Raw genomic sequence first — 18636 nt, 5'->3', positions numbered from 1 at the left:
GCCTCCGGCACCAGGAACGCGGCGGCGACCTGCGCCGTGGTCAGCGCCCGGCGGGCCCCCAACCCCCCAATACCCCCCTGATTGCCCCCACGTGAACAAGCACCTGGTTGCGGCAGAAGTCTCTTACGGATCGCGCATAGCTGTCCAGGGATAAGGCCAAGATCTTCGGATAATTTCACCACGAACTGTGGCCAAGTTCAGTACAACTAATCAGTAGAACACCACGTCCCGACCCGAGAGGCCCTGCATGTCGACCTCGGCACAGCTGCTCCTGCCCGCCGGCACCCGGCTCAGCAGACTCCTGCACACCTCGCCGCTGCTGCTGGACACCACGTTGGACCAGCTCAGGACCTTGATCGCGGTGTACGAGACGCGGTCGGCGCTGCGCGCGGCCCGGGTCCTCGGCCGCGAGCAGTCCAGCGTGCAGAAGCAGGTCGACACGCTCAACCGCAACTTCAAGTCGCTGTGCGGCGAGCCGCTGGTCGTCAAGCAGGGACGTGGAAAAGACGTGCTGATCACACCGACCGGCGAGGCACTGGTCGAATTGGCGCGCACCACGTTGACGGAGTGGCTCGATTCGATTCACGAGTGCCGGCGCAAGCTCGGCACCACGCTGACCGTGGGCACCACCCGGTTCATGCTCGACCCGCTGGCCAAGGCGTGGCACCACGTGGCCGACGACTTCCGCCGGCGGGACGTCGAGCTGAAGGTCGTGCACATCCGCACGAAGGACATCTGGACCTCGCTGGGGTCCAAGGAGGTCGACATCGTGTGCGGGAGCGTGGTGACGCCCGCAGGGCGGAGCACCGGGTTCGACGACTTCGACGTCATCGAGTGGCGGCGGGGCGGGTTGGCGCTGCTCACGAACCTCCCCGAGCACCGGTTGCCGGGCCGCGTCGGCACCGGCGAGCTGCCGAAGCTGCCCCTGGTCGTGCCGGGTGACGGCCTGATCGCCGAGTTCCTGCGCGGCTGGTTCGGGCCGGACTACCGCAACGAGCTGGACATCGCGGCGGAGATCGACGAGATCCAGTACGGCATGTCGCTGCTGCGGTCGGGGCTCGTCGAGGGCTGCATGATCGTCACCTCGGGCCTCGGCGTGGTCGCCGCGAACGGCGACCTGCGCGAGGGTTCGGGCCTGCGCGTGGTCGAGCTGAAGAACGACCGGAAGCCGCAGCTGGAGCGGCTGGTCGGGGTCTTCGCCCGCAAGGAGGAGCGGGCGAAGTTCCCGTCCGACCACCCGTTGAACCTGCTGTGGGCCGCGTTCCAGCGCGAGGTGGCCGACTAGCGGCCCGGGCCGACTAGCGGGGCTGCCTGCGCTTCGCCTGCCGGGCCAGCCACTCCAGCCCGGAGAGCCGCTCGGGGGCCTCCCGCGCCCGCCGCTGTGCGGGCTCCTCCTCGTGCTGCGGGTGAGGTGACGGGCGCTGGGCGTCGAGCTCGTTCATGGGCGCGCTCCCTACCTTGGTCGACAGCGAGTGCCGTCGATCGGAACACCACCGGGGCCCTTCGCGCCAGACCGCTCAGCCCTACGGGTGACGGCTGCCGCGGTCGTCGCCGGCCCCCTCGGCGGGGGTGCCGTAGCGCGCCGCGTACCGGGTCGGTGTCTCGCCGGTCATCGCCGTGAAGTCGCGGACGAAGTGGGGTTGGTCGGCGTAGCCGAGGTCCGCCGCCAGGGCCGCCCAGTCGATCCGGCCGCCCTCGGCCATGCGCTGGGTGACCTCGTGCAGGCGATAGCGGCGGATCACCCACTTGGGGGTCACTCCCACGTGATCCGCGAAGAGGCGCTGGAGGCCGCGGACGGTGGTGCCCAGCTCGGTCGCCAGGACGTCGACGCGCGTGACGCGCGGGTTCCCGGCGATCAGGTCGACGATCCCGACCGCCTCGCGCGACCTCGGGTCCGGGTCGGGCAGGACGCGGCGCAGGGCGTCCTCGACGTCGGGCGCGCCGGGGTCCTCGGGCAGGTCCCGGAAGGCGTCGCCGAAGACCTCGGACGCCGGGACGGTGCGGTCGGTGATGGACTGGACCGGGGCGCCGAGGAACGGCCGGAACGCGCCGGGGCGGAACGCGACGCCGAACGCGCGGCCCGTGCCGTCGAGGTCCTTGACCACGTGGCCGCCGCACACGCCGTGCACCTCGGCGCGGCCGGCGCGGAAGCTGAGCTGGACGTTCGGGTAGGGCACGATCAGCTGCCGGTACGGCCGCTCGTAGGACCACTCGACGGCCCAGTAGCGGGCGACGTGCGGCGCCAGGTCGGGCGAGGGCGCGTGGAACTCGTGGCTCTGGTGACGGCGCCACGCCAGCTCGCGCTCGTCCCGACCCCGTTCCTGCTCCCGGCCCTGTTCCCGGCCCCGGCGCTGCTCCTGGTCCCGGCCCTGCTCCTGGTCCCGGCCCTGCTCCCCCACCGCGGTCACGGCGCGAGCGTATGTCGCCTTTGTTCAAGACACCCCGGGGCGGCTCTCCCTACGGTGTGCCGCATGTCCCGTGAGCAGTTGATCAGCCGAGCAGTGACGACCGCGTTGGGCGTCGTCGAGGGCGTCGGGCCCGCGCAGCTCGACGCGCGCACGCCGTGCGCCGAGTTCGACGTCCGAGCCCTCGTGAACCACCTGCTGTTCTGGGGGCCGTCCCTGGAGGCGGCCGGGCGCAAGGAGCTGGTGCCCCCGCCGGCGGGGGCCGAGTCCGACGTCGACCTGACCACCGGGGACTGGGCGGCGGAGCTGAGCACCCGGTGGCGCGCCCTCGCCGACGCGTGGGCCGCGCCGGGGGCGTGGGAGGGGACGACGCGCATGGGCGGTCCGCACGAGATGCCCGCGGCGGTGGTCGGCGGCATGGTGCTCGGCGAGGTGGTCGTGCACACCTGGGACCTGGCGCAGGCGACCGACCAGCACCCGGTGTGGGACGAGGACCTGCTGGAGCACGTCCACCAGGGCCTCGTGCCGACCGCGCGGATGGGCAGGGACATGGGCATCTACGGGCCGGAGGTCCCGGTGCCCGACGACGCCCCGCTCCTGCACCGCGTGCTCGGCCTGACCGGCCGCAAGCCCTGACCCACCCCCGCGCGTCGGAGGCCCCGGTGACCCGAACCGGTCACCGGGGCCTTCGACGCGGTCGACCCGGCTCAGCCCGCGGGCGGGTTCGGGTCGCGCTCGCGGGGGTAGGTGTTCTTCTCCGCGATCCTGCCGTCCAGGTTCTTGATGACGTGCTCCACGCCGCGCTCCTGGGCCATCAGGCGGCCTTCGGCCTGCGCCTCGGCCTTGGTGGCGTAGGTGTGGGACGCGCGCTCGTTGCCCTCGACCTTGTTCTTCCAGCGGCCGTCTTCGTGGTAGGTCTCCACGTCGCCCTGAGCCATGTTCAGCACCTCCTCGGAGTTCACCCGATGGGGTGGTCATTTCGAGCGACGCCTACACATCGGCACCGAACGAATCAGTCCCGCAGCTCCATCGTGCAGCACTTCGGCCCGCCGCCCGACTTGCGGAGTTCCGAGATGTCCACGAAGTGCGGCTCGAAGCCGCGGCGGGCAACCTGGTCCGCCAGGTGGGTCGCCTCCACCGGCAGGACCACGTTGCGACCGTCCGAGACCGCGTTGAGACCGAGGCACGCCGCGTCGGCCTCGGTCGCGATCACCGCGTCCGGGAACAGGCGGCGGAGGACCTGGCGGCTGCCGGGGGAGAAGGCGTCCGGGTAGTAGGCGACCAGGTCGTCCGCCAGGACGAACAGGGCCACGTCCAGGTGGTAGTAGCGGGGGTCGGTGAGCTGGAGGGAGACGACCGGCACGCCCAGCACCTCCTGCGCCTCCGAGTGGGCCAGGGGGTCGGTGCGGAAGCCCGTGCCGGCGAGCAGGTAGCGGCCGGTCCAGGCGAGGTCGCCCTCGGCCTCGTTGGTGCGCTCCGGCATGACCACGGACCGGTACCCGTTCTCCAGGAACCAGCGGCGGAAGTGGTCGGCCTCGGCGGCGCGCTGGGGCGCCCGGAAGCGGGAGCCCAGGACCCGGCCGTCGACGACGGTGCCCGAGTTGGCCGAGAACACCATGTCGGGCAGGCCGGGGACGGGGTCGATGACCTCGACGCGGTGGCCGAGGCGCTCGTAGGTCTCCTTCAGCTCCGTCCACTGCGCCATGGCCAGCGCCGTGCTGACGGGCCGGGTGGGGTCCATCCACGGGTTGATCGTGTACTCCACCGCGAAGTGCTCGGGCGGGCACATCAGGTACCGGCGGGTGGTCGGCACGCGGAGCGGCGCGGCCGGCTCCGCCACGTCCAGCACGATCGGCTCGTCGCCGGGACCCACGAGGGAAACCGAAGTCATAATCGAAATGTAGATGGCCTTCTGACCAGCGAACAACGCCGCGATATTGCGTCTCTTAGGGCAGTATGTTGCGTGTGGACTCGATCGACCAGCGGATCATTTCGTGCCTCATGGCCAACGCGCGCTCCAGCTACGCCGACATCGGCAAGGAGGTGGGCCTGTCCGCTCCCGCGGTGAAGCGGCGGGTCGACAAGCTGCTGGACACGGGCGTGCTGCGCGGCTTCACGGCGGTCGTCGACCCGGAGCAGCTCGGCTGGGGCACGGAGGCGTTCGTCGAGGTGCACTGCCGGGGCAACGTGGCGCCGCACGACATCCAGCAGCGGCTCGAACCGATGGCCGAGGTGATGGCCGCCTACACGGTGTCGGGCGCGGCGGACGCGATAGTGCACCTGCGCGCGGCGAACATCCACCACCTGGAGACGGCGCTGGAGCGGCTGCGGGCGGTGGAGATGATCGAGCGGACCGTGTCGACGGTGGTGCTGTCGCGCCTGCTGGACCGGCCGCCGGCACCCTGACCCGCGCCGGGGGGCGGCCCCCTAGAGTCGGCGGCATGGCCGAAGTACTGCTGGCGCGCGAGGGCCGCGTCGCGGTCGTCACCGTGCACGACCCCGAGCGGCGCAACGCGCTCACGCTCGACCTGTCCGACCGGCTCGTCCGCGCGGTCGAGGAGTGCGAGCGGGACGACGGCGTGCACGCCGTGGTCGTCACCGGCGCTCCCCCGGCGTTCTGCGCGGGCGCGGACCTGACGGCGCTCGGCGAGGCGCGCGAGGAGGGCCTGCGCCGCATCTACGCCGGGTTCCTCGCGGTGGCGGGCTGCTCGCTGCCCACGATCGCGGCCGTCGGCGGGGCGGCGGTCGGCGCCGGGCTGAACCTGGCGCTGGCCTGCGACGTGCGGTTGGTGGGCCCGGCGGCGAGGTTCGACGCCCGGTTCCTGCAACTGGGCATCCACCCGGGCGGCGGCATGACGTGGATGCTGCAGCGCCTCGTCGGCCCGCAGACGGCGACCGCGATGACGCTCCTCGGCCAGGTCCTCGACGCGGACGCCGCGGTGGCGCGGGGGCTGGCCTGGGACCGCGTGGACGGCGGCCACGACGAGCTGGTGGCGTCGGCGGTCGCGCTGGCGGGCGCCGCGGCCGACGCGCCGCGCGACCTGGTGCGGACCACCAAGTCCACCATGCGGAGCACCGCGGCGATGGACGAGCACGCGCGGGCGGTGGACGCCGAGCTGGTGCCCCAGTCGGCCTCGATCGGCACCCCGGAGTTCCAGGCGAAGCTGGCGGCGGTGAAGGCCAGGATCAGCGGCGCCGACCGGAGGTAGCTGCGACTCCAAGTAACAGTTACCGTCAGGTGTAGGAAAAGTCCCTCTGTTCGCGACGGGTTGCACCTGGTGGGACCACTTGTCCCGCAGCGTGGTACGGCGAAGACCGGTTCGAGGCCGGGCACGACTACCCTCGAAGAGGGGGAGGGGCACCAGCCCCTAGCGGGTGTGAGGAAAGGGATCGGCCCAGGACATGACTACCGACGTTGGTAACGGCGCCGCGCCAGGTGGTGCGGAGGTCCGCAAGCTCGACCGCGTGGTGATCCGGTTCGCCGGCGACTCCGGCGACGGCATGCAGCTGACGGGTGACCGGTTCACCTCCGAGGCCGCCGCCTTCGGCAACGACCTCGCGACCCTGCCCAACTTCCCGGCCGAGATCCGGGCGCCACAGGGCACCCTGCCCGGCGTGTCCAGCTTCCAGCTGCACTTCGCCGACTACGACATCCTCACCCCCGGCGACCGCCCCGACGTGCTCGTGGCGATGAACCCGGCGGCGCTCAAGGCGAACATCGGCGACCTGCCCAAGGGCGGCACGCTGATCGTCAACACCGACGAGTTCACCAAGCGCAACCTGGTGAAGGTCGGCTACGCGGCCGACCCGCTGGAGGACGGCTCCCTGGAGGCGTACCAGGTGCACAAGGTGGCCATGGCCACCCTGACGATCGGCGCCCTGGAGAACACCGGCCTGGGCAAGAAGGACGCGGAACGGGCGAAGAACATGTTCGCCCTCGGCCTGCTGTCCTGGATGTACCACCGGCCCACCGAGGGCACCGAGCGGTTCCTGCGCGAGAAGTTCGCCAAGAAGCCCGACATCGCCGAGGCCAACGTGCTGGCGTTCCGGGCGGGCTGGAACTACGGCGAGACCACCGAGTCGTTCGCCGTCACGTTCCAGGTCGCCCCCGCCAAGCTCAACGAGGGCACGTACCGCCAGATCACCGGCAACACCGCGCTCGCCTACGGCATCGTCGCCGCCGGTCAGCGGTCCGGCCTGCCCGTCGTGCTGGGCACCTACCCGATCACGCCCGCCTCGGACGTCCTGCACGAGCTGTCCCGGCACAAGCAGTTCGGCATCACCACCCTCCAGGCCGAGGACGAGATCGCGGGCATCGGCGCGGCGCTCGGCGCCTCGTACGGCGGCGCGCTCGGCGTGACCAGCACGTCCGGTCCCGGCATCGCGCTCAAGTCCGAGACCATCGGCCTGGCCGTGATGACCGAGCTGCCGCTGATCGTCATCGACGTGCAGCGCGGTGGCCCGTCCACCGGCCTGCCCACCAAGACCGAGCAGGCCGACCTGCTCCAAGCGATGTACGGCCGCAACGGCGAGTCGCCGGTGCCGGTCATCGCGCCGCAGTCGCCGGCGGACTGCTTCGACGCCGCCCTGGAGGCCGCGCGGATCGCGCTGGTCTACCGGACGCCGGTGCTGCTGCTGTCCGACGGGGCCATCGCCAACGGCTCCGAGCCGTGGCTCATCCCGGACGTCGAGGACCTGCCGGACCTGTCCGTGGCGTTCGCCACCGAGCCCAACGGCCCGGACGGCGAGTTCTGGCCCTACCTGCGCGACCCGGAGACGCTGGCCCGCCCGTGGGCGGTGCCGGGCACGCCGGGCCTCCAGCACCGGATCGGCGGCCTGGAGAAGGCCGACGGCACCGGCAACATCTCCTACGACCCGGCCAACCACGACCACATGGTGCGGCTGCGCCAGCGCAAGGTGGACGGCATCGCGGTGCCGGACGTCGTGGTCGACGACCCGTCCGGCGAGGCCAGGGTGCTCGTCGTCGGGTGGGGCTCGTCGTACGGCCCGATCGGCGCGGCGGCACGGCGGGTGCGCAAGCTCGGCATGCCCGTGGCGCACGCCCACCTGCGGCACCTCAACCCGTTCCCGCGCAACCTCGGCGAGGTGCTGGCCCGCTACGACAAGGTCGTCGTCCCGGAGATGAACCTCGGCCAGCTGGCGCTGCTGCTGCGCGCCAAGTACCTGGTCGACGCGATCAGCTACACCAAGGTGCAGGGCCTGCCGTTCAAGGCCGAGGAGCTTCAGGACGTGCTCGCCGACGTGATCAAGGGAGCTTCGGAATGACCGCAACGGATCTGGGCCTGCCTGGCCTGGGGGGCCTCGCGGGCGTGCCCACCTCCGACGAGCCGCAGAAGGCCAAGGACTACAAGTCGGACCAGGAGGTCCGCTGGTGCCCCGGCTGCGGCGACTACGTGGTGCTCAACGCCGTGCAGTCCTTCCTGCCCACGCTGGGCCTCAAGCGCGAGAACATCGTGTTCGTGTCCGGGATCGGCTGCTCGTCGCGGTTCCCGTACTACATGAACACCTACGGCATGCACTCCATCCACGGGCGCGCGCCGGCCATCGCGACCGGTCTCGCCGTGGCGCGGCCGGACCTGTCGGTGTGGGTGGTGACCGGTGACGGCGACGCGCTGTCCATCGGCGGCAACCACCTGATCCACACGCTGCGCCGCAACGTGAACCTCAAGATCCTGCTGTTCAACAACCGGATCTACGGCCTGACCAAGGGCCAGTACTCGCCCACCTCCGAGGCGGGCAAGGTCACCAAGTCCACGCCGCAGGGGTCGCTGGACCACCCGTTCAACCCGGTGTCGCTGGCGCTGGGCGCGGAGGCCACGTTCGTGGGTCGCGCGGTCGACTCCGACCGGGCCGGGCTGACCGAGGTGCTGCGGCAGGCCGCCGAGCACCGCGGGACGGCGCTGGTGGAGATCTACCAGAACTGCCCGATCTTCAACGACGGCGCGTTCGACGTGCTCAAGGACGCCGACGAGGCGTCCCAGCGGATCATCAACGTCGTCGACGGGCAGCCGATCACCTTCGGCGGCGGCGAGTACGCCGTGGTCCGCGAGGGCTTCGGGCTCGCCGTGGCCAAGACCTCCGAGGTCGAGCCGTCCGAGATCGTCGTGCACGACGCGTCCGACCTGAACCTGTCGTTCGCGCTGTCCCGGCTCTCGACGCAGGACCTGCGGCACACCGTGACCGGCGTGTTCCGCAACACCGCCCGCACCACCTACGACGACGCGGCCCGCGAGCAGGTCGAGCAGGCCAAGGCGGCGAAGGAGCCGGACCTGGCGGCGCTGCTGCGCGGCAAGGACACCTGGACCGTCGCCGGCTGATCCCCGCGCTCGACCCCCGATCGTCGGAAGACCCCTGTTCCGCCTCCCGGAACAGGGGTCTTCCGCTTCGCCGGGCGGATCAGGGCGCCTCGCGGAAACCCGCCTTCTCGGCGTCGGACGTCGTGCGGAACCAGACGTCGGCGCGGGTCTCGCGGAAGTTCGCCGAGCCGTTGGTGAAGTAGCGGCGACCCGTCAGGGTGGCCTTCACCTGGAACTCGGGGGCCGGGGCCATGCCGTCGGACTTGGGCAGCACCGAACCCGGGCCGAACGGGGAGCGCGGGTTGAAGCCCTCCTCCTGGTCGCGGTACCGGGTGCTGCCGGCGCTCGGGGCGGGCCGGCCGCCGGTGCTCGGGCTGAACCCGACCGGGCGCGGGCGGACCGGGCGCGGCGGGGTCGGGGCGGCCGGCTTGGGCGCGGACAGCGGGGGCGGCGTCGAGCGCCGTTCGCCCGACTGGCGGGTGGGGCGCTGCGGCAGGCCGGCGGGGTTGGTGCTCTGCTGGTTCGTGGCCGCCAGCAGCTCGGGCGCGAGCGTGGGCACGAACGGCTGGTCGCCGCCCGGCGTCGGCGGCGGGGTCGGGCGGGTCGTCTCGGGCAGCTCGTCGTCCGTGGTGACCAGCGGCTCGAACAGGCTGCGCGGCCGGACCGGGCCGTCCTTCTTCGGCGCGGGCGCGGGTGCCGGCTCGGGTTCGGCGCTGCGGACCACCAGCGGCTCGCCGGAGTCGACGAACGTCGGCTCGAACGGCACGTCGACCCGGGGCTCCGGCTCGGCCGCCACCGGCTCGGGCTCGGGGCGCGCCGGCCTGACGAGGGGTTCGGCCGACTCGACGAACGTGGGCTCGAACGGCACCTCGGCCGTCTGCTCGACGGCGGCGGGCGGCTCGGCCACGGGGTGCTCGACGGCAGGACGCTCAGCCCTGGGACGCTCGACGGCGGGGCGCTCGACGGCGGCATGGGTGACGGCGGTCTGCTCGACGGCGGGCGGCTGCTCGGCAACGGGCGGCTCGAAAGCAGGCGGTTCGAAAGCGGACCGCTCGGGGGCAGGCGGCTCGAAAGCGGACCGCTCGGGGGCAGGCGGCTCGAAAGCGGACCGCTCGACGGCGAACCGCTCGACGGCGGGCCGCTCAACGGCGGGCGACTCGACGACGGGCTGCTCGGTGGTCGGCTGCTCGGTGGTCGGCTGCTCGGCGGCGGGCTCGACGGCCGGGCGCTCGGTGGAGTGCCGGTCGCCACCGCCCTGGAGGTGGGCGAAGAACTGCTCGTCGGCGAGCTGGTGGTCGGCGAGCGTCCGGCCGCCGGAAGAACGGTCCTCTTCAGCCCGGCCCGCGTCGCCCCAGCCCGCACCGGTTCGGCCCGGGTCGCCCCGGCCCGCGTCGGCCCGGTCGTCGGCGAACGGGGTCAGGGCACCGTTGCGGGGCTCGTCGTCCTCGTCCCGGACCTCGGGCAGCGTCGTCGTGACCGGCTCGGTGGTCTCGGGCCGGACGGGCCTCATGACCTCGGTCCGCGGGCCCTCCTCGGGCACGTTCACCGGCTGGAAGTGGCCGGTCAGGTCGTGCTCGGGCCAGACCTGGGGCTCCTCGCGCGACTCACCGCGGTCCACCTCGGCGATGGCCTCGGCCAGGGCGGTGGCCGGGATGAGGGCGGTCTCCTCGGCGGCCCTGCGCTCCGGCTCGTCCTCCTCCTCGCGACCCTCGGTCACCTCGTCCTGGTAGACCTCCCGGACGGGCTCGTCGCGCCACACCTCGCGCGGGTGGAACGCCTGCACCTCCGGCGGCGCGGTCGGCTCCTCGCGGCGCGGCGCGACCTCGGCGACCGGCGCGGCGGGCACGGCCGGCAGCAGGTTGGTCTCCTCGGCGGGCAGCTCCGGCTCGTCGTCCGGGCGCGAGCGCTCGGCGCGCGGGAACGGCTGGGGCACCACCCGGGTCGCGGGCTGGGCCTGCACCGACTGGGCCTGCACGGACTGCGCCTGCACCGGCTGGTCGTGCGGCCGGGGCTTCGGCTCCAGCGTCTCGTGGGTGTCGGCCCCGCTGCCCAGGCGGTCGAACAGGCTGCGCGGGCGCTCCTCCTCGAACTCCGGGAAGTCGTGCGACTCCTCGAAGTCCGACAGCGGCCGGTGCTCGTCGTCCAGCTCCTCCAGCAGCTCGTCGCGCTTGTCGAGCTTCATGTTCGCCACGTCGTAGCGCGGCGGGTCCTCACGGGAGTGCTCCACCGGTTCGGGCTGGTCGAAGCGCGGCTGCTCGGCGTCGAAGCGCGGCTGCTCGGTGACGACCGGCTGCACGTCCGACAGCGACCGGGACGCCTCGACGTGCCAGCTGTCGAACTCGTCGCGCGCGGCCTTGGGCGCGGACGACGGGGCCGGGCGCGGCGACGTGAGGAGGCGCTCCTCCAGGTCCTCCAGCTCCTTCTTGGCCGGGCGCACCAGGACGAGCCAGGTCAGTGCGACACCTGCCACGAAGGACAGCAGGCTCCACAGCCACACCTGCCCGAAGAGCGAACTCACGGGAGACCCTCCCACTGCTGCTTGTCACGCCCCGACACGCTCCGCTTCCGGGCCTTCACCCGGTTGGGGAAGCGGTGCAAAACTACCCTGACGCGCCGCTCCGGCGCGTGGGGCCGGCCGGACCTGTGCCCAGTGTGTGACACTGGGCCGTTCGGAGCAACCGACCAGCCAAAACGGTCGGCGTACAGTACTCCCCGTGCCACCGTTGACGAACTCCGCCACTGGTCAGGCGGGTGTCGACCAGACGAACAAGGGGATCGCCCTCGGTGCCGGCGCCTACCTCCTCTGGGGCATGGTGCCCGCCTACTGGCCGCTGCTCCAGCCGGCCGGGTCGGTGGAGGTCCTCGCGCACCGGATCGCCTGGTCGCTGGTGTTCATGGTGGCCGTCACCGCCGTCCTCGGCCGTTGGGCGGGCATCCGCCGGCTGTCCGCGCGCGGCTGGCTCATGGTCACCGCCGCGTCGGCGCTGATCGCGGTCAACTGGGGCGTCTACATCCACGCGGTCAACACGCGGCACGTCGTCGAGGCCGCCCTCGGCTACTTCATCAACCCCCTGGTCAGCGTGCTGCTCGGGGTGTTCGTGCTGCGGGAGCGGCTGCGCCTGGCCCAGGGCGCCGCGCTGGTGATCGCGGTCGCCGCCGTCGTCGTGCTGGCCGTCGACTACGGCAGGCCGCCGTGGATGTCGCTGGTGCTGGCCTGCTCGTTCGGCCTCTACGGGCTGCTGAAGAAGACGGTGCCGCTGGACGCGACGGCCAGCCTCACCGCGGAGAGCATGGTGCTCACGCCGGTCGCGGTCGGCTACCTGCTCCTGCTCGGCAACGCCGGGACGTTCCACGACGGGGGCTGGGCACACGCGCTGTGGCTCGTCTCGTCCGGCGTGGTCACCGCGGTCCCGCTGATCATGTTCGGCGCGGGTGCGCGGCGCGTGCCGCTGATCACGATGGGGATGCTCCAGTACCTGACGCCGGTGCTCCAGTTCGCCTGGGGCGTGTTCGTGGTGCACGAGCCGATGCCCGCGTCGCGCTGGTTCGGCTTCGCCCTGGTCTGGCTGGCCCTGCTGGTCTTCACCGCGGACACCCTGCGCAACAGCCGCAAGCGCCCCGCTCACTGAACTCCCACCACGCGAGGCCGCGTCGGCCTGTCGGGCCGCGTTCCGGAAAAATCACGCCCTTCGATTTTTCCGGAACACGTCCCGATGGGCCGACTCCAGGCGGCCGAGCCCGCCGCCTGCGGAGCAGCGGCAATCCAATTCAGTGCGAGCGGGTGACCACGTACTCGCTGACGGACTCCAGCGCGTCCCGCGCGGTGCCCGGCGGCAGCACGTGCAGCAGGCCCCGGGCCCGCTCGGCGTACTCGTCGAGCGTCTTGCGCGCCCGCGCCAGCCCGTTGGAGGCCCGCAGCAGCTCCAGCGCCTCCAGCACCTCGCCGTCGTCCTCGACGGGTCCGGCGAGCAGGGCGGCCAGCCGGGAACCCGGCTCGTCCTCCAGGGCGTAGAGCATGGGCAGCGTCTTCACGCCCTCGCGCAGGTCGGTGCCCGGCGTCTTGCCCGACTCCTCCGACGGCGAGGCGATGTCGATGACGTCGTCGGAGATCTGGAACGCCGCCCCGATGACGTCGCCGTAGGCGCGCAGCGCGTCGACCTGCTCGGGGGTCACGTCGGAGAACATCGCGCCGAAGCGGGCGGCGGTGGCGATCAGCGACCCGGTCTTCTCGGCGATCGTGGTCAGGTAGTGGGCGACCGGGTCCTCGCCCTCGCGCGGACCCATCGTCTCGCGCATCTGGCCGGTCACCAGCTCGGAGAACGTCTCCGCGATGATCCGGGCCGCCCCCGTGCCCAGGTCCGCCACCAGCGCCGACGCGTGCGCGAACAGGTAGTCGCCGGTGAGGATGGCGATGCTGTTGTCCCACTTGGCGTTGGCCGACTCCGCGCCGCGGCGCATCGTGGCCTCGTCCATCACGTCGTCGTGGTAGAGGGTGGCCAGGTGGGTCAGCTCCACCACCGCCGCCGCCTTGACCACGTTCTCGCGGTCCCAGGTGCTGCCGAACTGCGCGGACAGGATGGTGAACAGCGGGCGGATGCGCTTGCCGCCCGCGTCGACCAGGTGCAGGGAGGTCTCCATCACCGGGTGGAACTCGCTGCGCACGACCTTGCGCAGCAGCTCCTCCACCTCGTCGAGGCCGCCCTGAACCAACTCCGCGAGCACGGGGTCCGCAAACCGGAACCCCGTCCCCGCCCGCTCGCTACTGGTCACGCCTCAGAGCCTACGTACCACTAGAAGATGAACGCGCCGGCACCCGCCCATTCGAGGGCGGGGGTCGGGTAGACGCCGAGCGCGAGGGTCACCGCGGTGCCCAGGGTGATGGCCATCGTGGTGAACGCGCCGGGCACGCTCACCGCGGGGCCGTCGGCGGCCGGCTCGCTGAAGTACATGAGCACGATCACCCGCAGGTAGAAGAACGCCGCGATGGCGCTGGCCACCAGGGCGAGCACCACGAGCGGCGTCATGCCCGCCTCCACGGCCGCCGCGAACACCACGAACTTGCCGACGAAACCGCTGGTCAGCGGCAGGCCGGCCAGGGCGAGCAGCAGGAACGTGAACACGGCCGCGAGCACCGGCGACCGCTTGGCCAGCCCCGCCCACTGGGACAGGTGGGTGGCCTCGCCGTCGGCGTTGCGGACCAGGCTGATGACGCCGAACACGGCGATCGTCGTGAAGCCGTAGGCCAGCAGGTAGAACATCGTGCCCGACAGGCCCTCGGGGTTCAGCGCGATCGCGCCGACCAGCAGGAAGCCCGCGTGCGCCACCGACGAGTAGGCGACCATGCGCTTCACGTCGGTCTGGGTCAGGCCGATGATCGCGCCCACGAACATGGAGACGACGGCGACGCCCCACAGGACGCCCTCCCACTCCCAGCTGGAGCCCTCGAACGCGCCGTAGAGGACGCGCAGGATGCCGCCGAACGCGGCGACCTTCGTGCAGGCCGCCATGAACGCCGTGACCGGCGTGGGCGAACCCTGGTACACGTCGGGGGTCCAGGCGTGGAACGGGCCGACCGACGCCTTGAACAGCAGGCCGACGACGAGCAGGCCGAAGCCCGCGTAGAGCAGCGTGTCGGACCGGTCGGTGGCCGTGGTGGCGCTCGCGATGTCGGCGAGCTTCACCGAGCCCGCGTAGCCGTAGAGCAGGGCCACGCCGTAGAGGAAGAACGCCGACGCGAACGCGCCGAGCAGGAAGTACTTCACCGCGGCCTCCTGCGACAGCAGGCGGCGGCGGCGGGCCAGGCCGCACATCAGGTACAGCGGCAGCGACAGCACTTCCAGCGCGATGAACATGGTGAGCAGGTCGTTCGCCGCGACGAAGACCATCATGCCGCCGAGCGCGAACAGCGTCAGCGGGAACACCTCGGTCTGCATCCCGAAGCGGCTCGCCTGCTCCCGGGTCAGCACGGCCGCCGCCGCGCGCCCGGTGGTCTTGTGGACCGCGTCGGCGCCGCCGGGCAGGCCGCCGCCCGCCGAGCCCTCGGGCACGAACGCGCCGCCGGGCTCCACGGACCGGTCCGCGATCAGCAGCACCGAGGCCAGGCCGAGCATCAGCAGCGTCCCCCACAGGAACACCACCGGCTGGTCGACCGAGATCGTGCCGGAGAACGTGGTCTCGCCCTGCTCCGGGGTGTCGTCGGCCAGCCCGTAGAAGACCAGCGAGACGCCCGCGGCGGCCAGCGTGAGCAGGACCAGCACGACCTGGCTGCCCCAGCGCTGCGCCTTCGGCAGGAACGCCTCGACCAGCACGCTGAGGCAGGCCGCGCCCAGCACGATCAGCAACGGCGCGACGGCCCCGTAGTCGATCTCCGGGGCTTGCAGCCGCTCCACCTGCGAGAGGAACGTCGTCACGTCACTTGCCTTCCTGCGCGACCGGGTCGGCCACCCCGACCTCGCTGAGCGTCGCCCCGACGGACGGGGTGATCACGTCCAACACCGGCTTCGGGTAGAAGCCGAGCACCAAGATCAGCGCCACGAGCGGTGCGAGCACGGCCAGCTCGCGCTTGTTCAGGTCGGGCACGGTGGCGCGCTCCGGGTCGACCGCCGCACCGGGTCCGCCGGCCAGGTCGACCAGCGCCGTGCCGCGCACCGGGCCCTGGAAGACCCGCTGGTACAGCCACAGCACGTACAGCGCGGCGAGCACCATGCCGACGGCGGCCAGGATCGTGTAGACCGGCTCGTTCGGGTAGGAGCCGATCAGCACCAGGAACTCGGAGACGAACGAGTTGGTGCCGGGCAGCGCCAGCGACGACAGGCCCGCCACGAAGAACAGGCCGCCGAGCACCGGGGTGAGCTTGGCCATGCCGCCGTAGTCCTCGATCAGGCGCGACCCGCCGCGGGCCATCACCATGCCGACGACCAGGAACAGCATGCCGGTCGAGATGCCGTGGTTGACCATGTAGAGCACCGCGCCCGTGCCGGCCTGCGAGCTGAACGCGAAGATGCCCAGCGCGATGAAGCCGAAGTGCGCGATCGAGGTGTAGGCCACGAACCGCTTCATGTCGGACTGGCCGACGGCGAGCAGCGAGCCGTACAGGATGCCGACCACGGCGAGGACCAGCACGACCGGCGCGAGCTCCTTGCTGGCCGCCGGGAACAGCGGCAGGCAGTAGCGCAGGAAGCCGAACGTGCCGATCTTGTCCAGGATGCCGACCAGCAGCACGCCCGCGCCCACCGGGGCCTCGGCGCCGGCGTCGGGCAGCCAGGTGTGCAGCGGCACCAGCGGCGCCTTGATCGCGAAGGCGATGAAGAAGCCGAGGAACAGCCAGATCTGGGTGGACAGCGGGGCTTCCCGCGTCACCGTGACCAGGGTCGCCCAGTCGAACGTGCCCTGGCCGATCTTGTCCGCGCTGACCACGTACAGGCCGATCACGGAGGCCAGCATGATGAGGCCGCCGAGCAGCGAGTACAGGAAGAACTTCATGGCCGCGTACTGCCGGTTCGGCCCGCCGAAGCGGCCGATCAGGAAGTACATCGGGACCAGCACGGCCTCGAAGAACACGTAGAAGACGAACACGTCGGTGGCGGCGAACACGCCGACCATGCCGGTCTGCATCGCCAGCAGCAGCGCGAAGAACCCGCCGGCGCTGCGGCCCTCGGGCAGCTTGTCCGCCCACGAGCCGCCGATGACGACCGGCACCAGGAAGGCGATCAGCGCGATCATCACCAGCGCGATGCCGTCGACGCCGAACGACAGGTGCACGCCCAGCGAGGGGATCCAGTCCGCCGAGCTGGTCAGCTGGAGCCGGTCACCACCCGGGTCGAACGCGGTCCACGCGAGCACCGCGAGCACCAGTTCGACCAGCGAGAACGCCAGCGCGACCAGCTTGGCGACGCGGTCGTTGCGCCGCAGGAGCGCCACCACGAGGCTGCCGGCCAGCGGCAGCACGAGGAGCGCGATCAGCACCCAGCTCACGAGAACCTCACCATCAGCAGCGCGCCCAGGACGAAGACCGCACCCAGGAGCATGGAGAGCGCGTACGAGCGCACGAACCCGGTCTGCAACCTGCGCAGCCGGCCCGAGCTACCTCCGAGCAGCGCCGCCGACCCGTTCACCAGGCCGTCGACGCCCTTGTTGTCCACGAACACCAGCGCGCGGGTGAGCCAGGTGCCCGGCCGCGCGAACAGCGCCTCGTTGAGCGCGTTGCCGTACAGGTCGTTGCGCGCGGCGCGGACCGGGAACGACACCCGCAGCGGGCGCTCCACCGGCTGCGGCTTGCGGCCGAACAGCAGGTAGGCGACCAGCACGCCGAGCGCGGACAGGCCGAGCACCAGGAAGTTGACCACGCCGTGGTCCAGCACGCCGTGCTGCTCCCGCAGCTCGCCCAGGGACGGGGTGAGCCAGCCCGCGAGGTTGTGGTCCGACTCGAAGAAGAAGCCCGCGCCGACCGAACCGAACGCCAGCACGATCATCGGCACCGTCATCGACAGCGGCGACTCGTGCGGGTGGTACTCGCGGCCGTCGGCCGACTTCAGCTCGGTGTACCGGGGCTTGCCCAGGAAGACCAGGATCAGCAGGCGGGTCATGTAGAAGGCGGTGATGCCCGCGCCCAGGGCGGCCACGCCGCCGAAGACCCAGCCGCGCCACCCCTCCATGCTGAACGCCGCCGCGATGATGGCGTCCTTGGAGAAGTAGCCGGACAGGAACGGGAAGCCGATCAGGGCCAGGTAGCCGAGCCCCCAGGTGACGAAGGTGATCGGCATCTTCTTCGCGAGGCCGCCCATCCGCCGGATGTCGCCCTCGTCGTTCATGCCGTGCATGACCGAACCGGCGCCGAGGAAGAGGCCCGCCTTGAAGAAGCCGTGCGTGAGCAGGTGCATGATGCCCAGCGCGTAGCCGATCGGGCCGAGGCCGACGGCGAGGATCATGTAGCCGATCTGGCTGACCGTCGAGTAGGCCAGCACCTTCTTGAAGTCGTCGTAGGCGCAGCCGATGACGCAGCCGATCAGCAGCGTCACCCCGCCGATGATCATGACGACGAGGCGCCCGTCCTCGGACAGGTTGTAGATCGGGTTCGAGCGGGCGATGAGGTACACGCCCGCGGTCACCATCGTGGCCGCGTGGATCAGGGCCGAGACCGGCGTGGGGCCGGCCATGGCGTCGGGGAGCCACGCCTGGAGCGGGAACTGGCCGGACTTGCCGCACGCGCCGAGCAGCAGCAGGAGCGTGATGGCCAGCACCTCGGCCGAGGACAGCTCGCCGACGCGGGCGAAGACCTCGGTGTACTGGGTGGTGCCCAGCTCCTTGAACATGATGAAGATGGCGATCGCGAGGCCCAGGTCGCCGACCCGGTTCATCAGGAACGCCTTCTTCGCGGCCGACGCCGCCTCCGGCTTGTGCTGGTACCAGCCGATGAGCAGGTAGGAGGCGAGGCCCACGCCCTCCCAGCCGAAGTACAGCGTCACGAAGCCGTTGCCCAGCACCAGCAGGAGCATCGCGGCGACGAAGAGGTTCAGGTAGGCGAAGAACCTCCGCCGCCCGGCCTCGTGCGCCATGTAGCCGATCGAGTAGACGTGGATCAGCGACCCGACACCGGTGATCAGCAGCACGAACGTCAGCGACAGCGGGTCGAGGCGCAGCCCGAACTCCACGTCGAGCGCTTCGACCGGGATCCAGTCGAACAGGTGGACCTCGGTGCTGCGGTTCTCCGGGCCCTGGCCCAGGACGTCGAAGAACAGCGCGACGCCGTACGCGAACGCGGCGATCACGGTGGCGCAGCCCAGCAGGTGGCCCCACTTGTCGGTGCGCTTGCCACCGACGAGCAGCACCAGCGCGCCGAACGCCGGGAGGGCGAGCAACAGCCAGGCGAGACTCCCGATCCCGCTGGCGACAACAGGTTCCGTCACCGGTGACCC

The 18636-nt window shown here is 71.6% G+C and carries 16 protein-coding genes; 7 read left to right on the top strand and 9 right to left on the bottom strand.

What is annotated here, in order from left to right:
• Positions 1 to 247: 247 nt before the first annotated feature.
• Positions 248 to 1285, top strand: coding sequence for a LysR family transcriptional regulator (locus ACR807_RS28255; RefSeq protein WP_438924470.1), 1038 nt, complete (start codon positions 248 to 250; stop codon positions 1283 to 1285).
• Positions 1286 to 1298: 13 nt separating this feature from the next.
• Here the strand turns inward: ACR807_RS28255 and ACR807_RS28250 are convergent, their stop codons facing one another.
• Positions 1299 to 1442: a hypothetical protein gene (locus tag ACR807_RS28250; RefSeq protein WP_438924469.1), complete on the bottom strand. Its 144-nt coding sequence runs from the start codon at positions 1440 to 1442 to the stop codon at positions 1299 to 1301.
• A gap of 81 nt (positions 1443 to 1523) precedes the next feature.
• Complete coding sequence (locus ACR807_RS28245) at positions 1524 to 2408, bottom strand: DUF6597 domain-containing transcriptional factor (RefSeq protein WP_438924468.1); 885 nt, start codon at positions 2406 to 2408, stop codon at positions 1524 to 1526.
• Between the two features lie 63 nt (positions 2409 to 2471).
• On the opposite strand from ACR807_RS28245, the gene ACR807_RS28240 reads away from it, so the two are divergent.
• The gene (locus ACR807_RS28240; RefSeq protein ID WP_438924467.1) at positions 2472 to 3041 is read left to right on the top strand and encodes a TIGR03086 family metal-binding protein; all 570 of its coding nucleotides are present in this window, start codon (positions 2472 to 2474) and stop codon (positions 3039 to 3041) included.
• 71 nt (positions 3042 to 3112) lie between these two features.
• Here ACR807_RS28240 and ACR807_RS28235 read toward each other — a convergent pair whose 3' ends face one another.
• A complete protein-coding gene (locus ACR807_RS28235) occupies positions 3113 to 3343 on the bottom strand; it encodes a DUF2188 domain-containing protein (protein WP_438924466.1) in 231 nt (76 codons plus the stop codon).
• Positions 3344 to 3417: 74 nt separating this feature from the next.
• A complete protein-coding gene (gene ddaH / locus ACR807_RS28230; RefSeq protein ID WP_438924465.1) occupies positions 3418 to 4296 on the bottom strand; it encodes a dimethylargininase in 879 nt (292 codons plus the stop codon).
• Between the two features lie 74 nt (positions 4297 to 4370).
• On the opposite strand from ddaH, the gene ACR807_RS28225 reads away from it, so the two are divergent.
• From ACR807_RS28225 to ACR807_RS28210, 4 genes are all read left to right on the top strand, one after another.
• Positions 4371 to 4811 (top strand): Lrp/AsnC family transcriptional regulator, encoded by a 441-nt coding sequence (locus ACR807_RS28225; RefSeq protein WP_438924464.1) that lies wholly within the window; start codon positions 4371 to 4373, stop codon positions 4809 to 4811.
• Between the two features lie 35 nt (positions 4812 to 4846).
• Positions 4847 to 5614 (top strand): enoyl-CoA hydratase, encoded by a 768-nt coding sequence (locus ACR807_RS28220; RefSeq protein ID WP_438924463.1) that lies wholly within the window; start codon positions 4847 to 4849, stop codon positions 5612 to 5614.
• 193 nt (positions 5615 to 5807) lie between these two features.
• Positions 5808 to 7691, top strand: coding sequence for a 2-oxoacid:acceptor oxidoreductase subunit alpha (locus ACR807_RS28215; RefSeq protein WP_438924462.1), 1884 nt, complete (start codon positions 5808 to 5810; stop codon positions 7689 to 7691).
• Positions 7688 to 8743 carry a 2-oxoacid:ferredoxin oxidoreductase subunit beta gene (locus ACR807_RS28210; protein WP_438924461.1) on the top strand — a complete coding sequence of 352 codons (1056 nt, stop codon included), beginning with the start codon at positions 7688 to 7690 and terminating at the stop codon, positions 8741 to 8743. Before ACR807_RS28215 ends, ACR807_RS28210 begins: the two co-directional genes overlap by 4 nt.
• A 79-nt stretch (positions 8744 to 8822) precedes the next feature.
• Here the strand turns inward: ACR807_RS28210 and ACR807_RS28205 are convergent, their stop codons facing one another.
• Positions 8823 to 11240 (bottom strand): sunset domain-containing protein, encoded by a 2418-nt coding sequence (locus ACR807_RS28205; RefSeq protein ID WP_438924460.1) that lies wholly within the window; start codon positions 11238 to 11240, stop codon positions 8823 to 8825.
• 196 nt (positions 11241 to 11436) lie between these two features.
• On the opposite strand from ACR807_RS28205, the gene rarD reads away from it, so the two are divergent.
• Complete coding sequence (gene rarD / locus ACR807_RS28200; RefSeq protein ID WP_438924459.1) at positions 11437 to 12351, top strand: EamA family transporter RarD; 915 nt, start codon at positions 11437 to 11439, stop codon at positions 12349 to 12351.
• 139 nt (positions 12352 to 12490) lie between these two features.
• On the opposite strand, the gene ACR807_RS28195 is transcribed toward rarD, so the two are convergent.
• Genes ACR807_RS28195 through nuoL form a run of 4 tightly spaced genes read right to left on the bottom strand, consistent with a single transcriptional unit; the run spans position 12491 to position 18627 of the window.
• Entirely contained in the window at positions 12491 to 13492 is a 1002-nt protein-coding gene (locus ACR807_RS28195; RefSeq protein WP_438924458.1) for a polyprenyl synthetase family protein, read from the bottom strand.
• A 20-nt stretch (positions 13493 to 13512) separates the two neighbouring features.
• Complete coding sequence (nuoN, locus tag ACR807_RS28190; RefSeq protein WP_438924457.1) at positions 13513 to 15132, bottom strand: NADH-quinone oxidoreductase subunit NuoN; 1620 nt, start codon at positions 15130 to 15132, stop codon at positions 13513 to 13515.
• 1 nt (position 15133) lies between these two features.
• Entirely contained in the window at positions 15134 to 16696 is a 1563-nt protein-coding gene (locus ACR807_RS28185) for an NADH-quinone oxidoreductase subunit M (protein WP_438924456.1), read from the bottom strand.
• Positions 16693 to 18627, bottom strand: coding sequence for an NADH-quinone oxidoreductase subunit L (gene nuoL / locus ACR807_RS28180; protein WP_438924455.1), 1935 nt, complete (start codon positions 18625 to 18627; stop codon positions 16693 to 16695). Before nuoL ends, ACR807_RS28185 begins: the two co-directional genes overlap by 4 nt.
• Positions 18628 to 18636: the final 9 nt, after the last annotated feature.

It is taken from the genome of Saccharothrix sabaoui (genome assembly GCF_051756985.1).
GTDB lineage: Bacteria > Actinomycetota > Actinomycetes > Mycobacteriales > Pseudonocardiaceae > Actinosynnema.
This window is presented reverse-complemented; position numbering and strand designations above follow the sequence as displayed.

Excerpts from the sequence above, each read along its gene's own strand:
- ACR807_RS28240 (WP_438924467.1), top strand. The coding sequence starts at position 2,472 with ATGTCCCGTGAGCAGTTGATCAGCCGAGCAGTGACGACCGCGTTGGGC.
- ACR807_RS28220 (WP_438924463.1), top strand. The coding sequence starts at position 4,847 with ATGGCCGAAGTACTGCTGGCGCGCGAGGGCCGCGTCGCGGTCGTCACC.
- ACR807_RS28235 (WP_438924466.1), bottom strand. The coding sequence starts at position 3,343 with ATGGCTCAGGGCGACGTGGAGACCTACCACGAAGACGGCCGCTGGAAG.
- ACR807_RS28210 (WP_438924461.1), top strand. The coding sequence starts at position 7,688 with ATGACCGCAACGGATCTGGGCCTGCCTGGCCTGGGGGGCCTCGCGGGC.
- ACR807_RS28255 (WP_438924470.1), top strand. The coding sequence starts at position 248 with ATGTCGACCTCGGCACAGCTGCTCCTGCCCGCCGGCACCCGGCTCAGC.
- ACR807_RS28250 (WP_438924469.1), bottom strand. The coding sequence starts at position 1,442 with ATGAACGAGCTCGACGCCCAGCGCCCGTCACCTCACCCGCAGCACGAG.
- ACR807_RS28215 (WP_438924462.1), top strand. The coding sequence starts at position 5,808 with ATGACTACCGACGTTGGTAACGGCGCCGCGCCAGGTGGTGCGGAGGTC.
- ddaH (WP_438924465.1), bottom strand. The coding sequence starts at position 4,296 with ATGACTTCGGTTTCCCTCGTGGGTCCCGGCGACGAGCCGATCGTGCTG.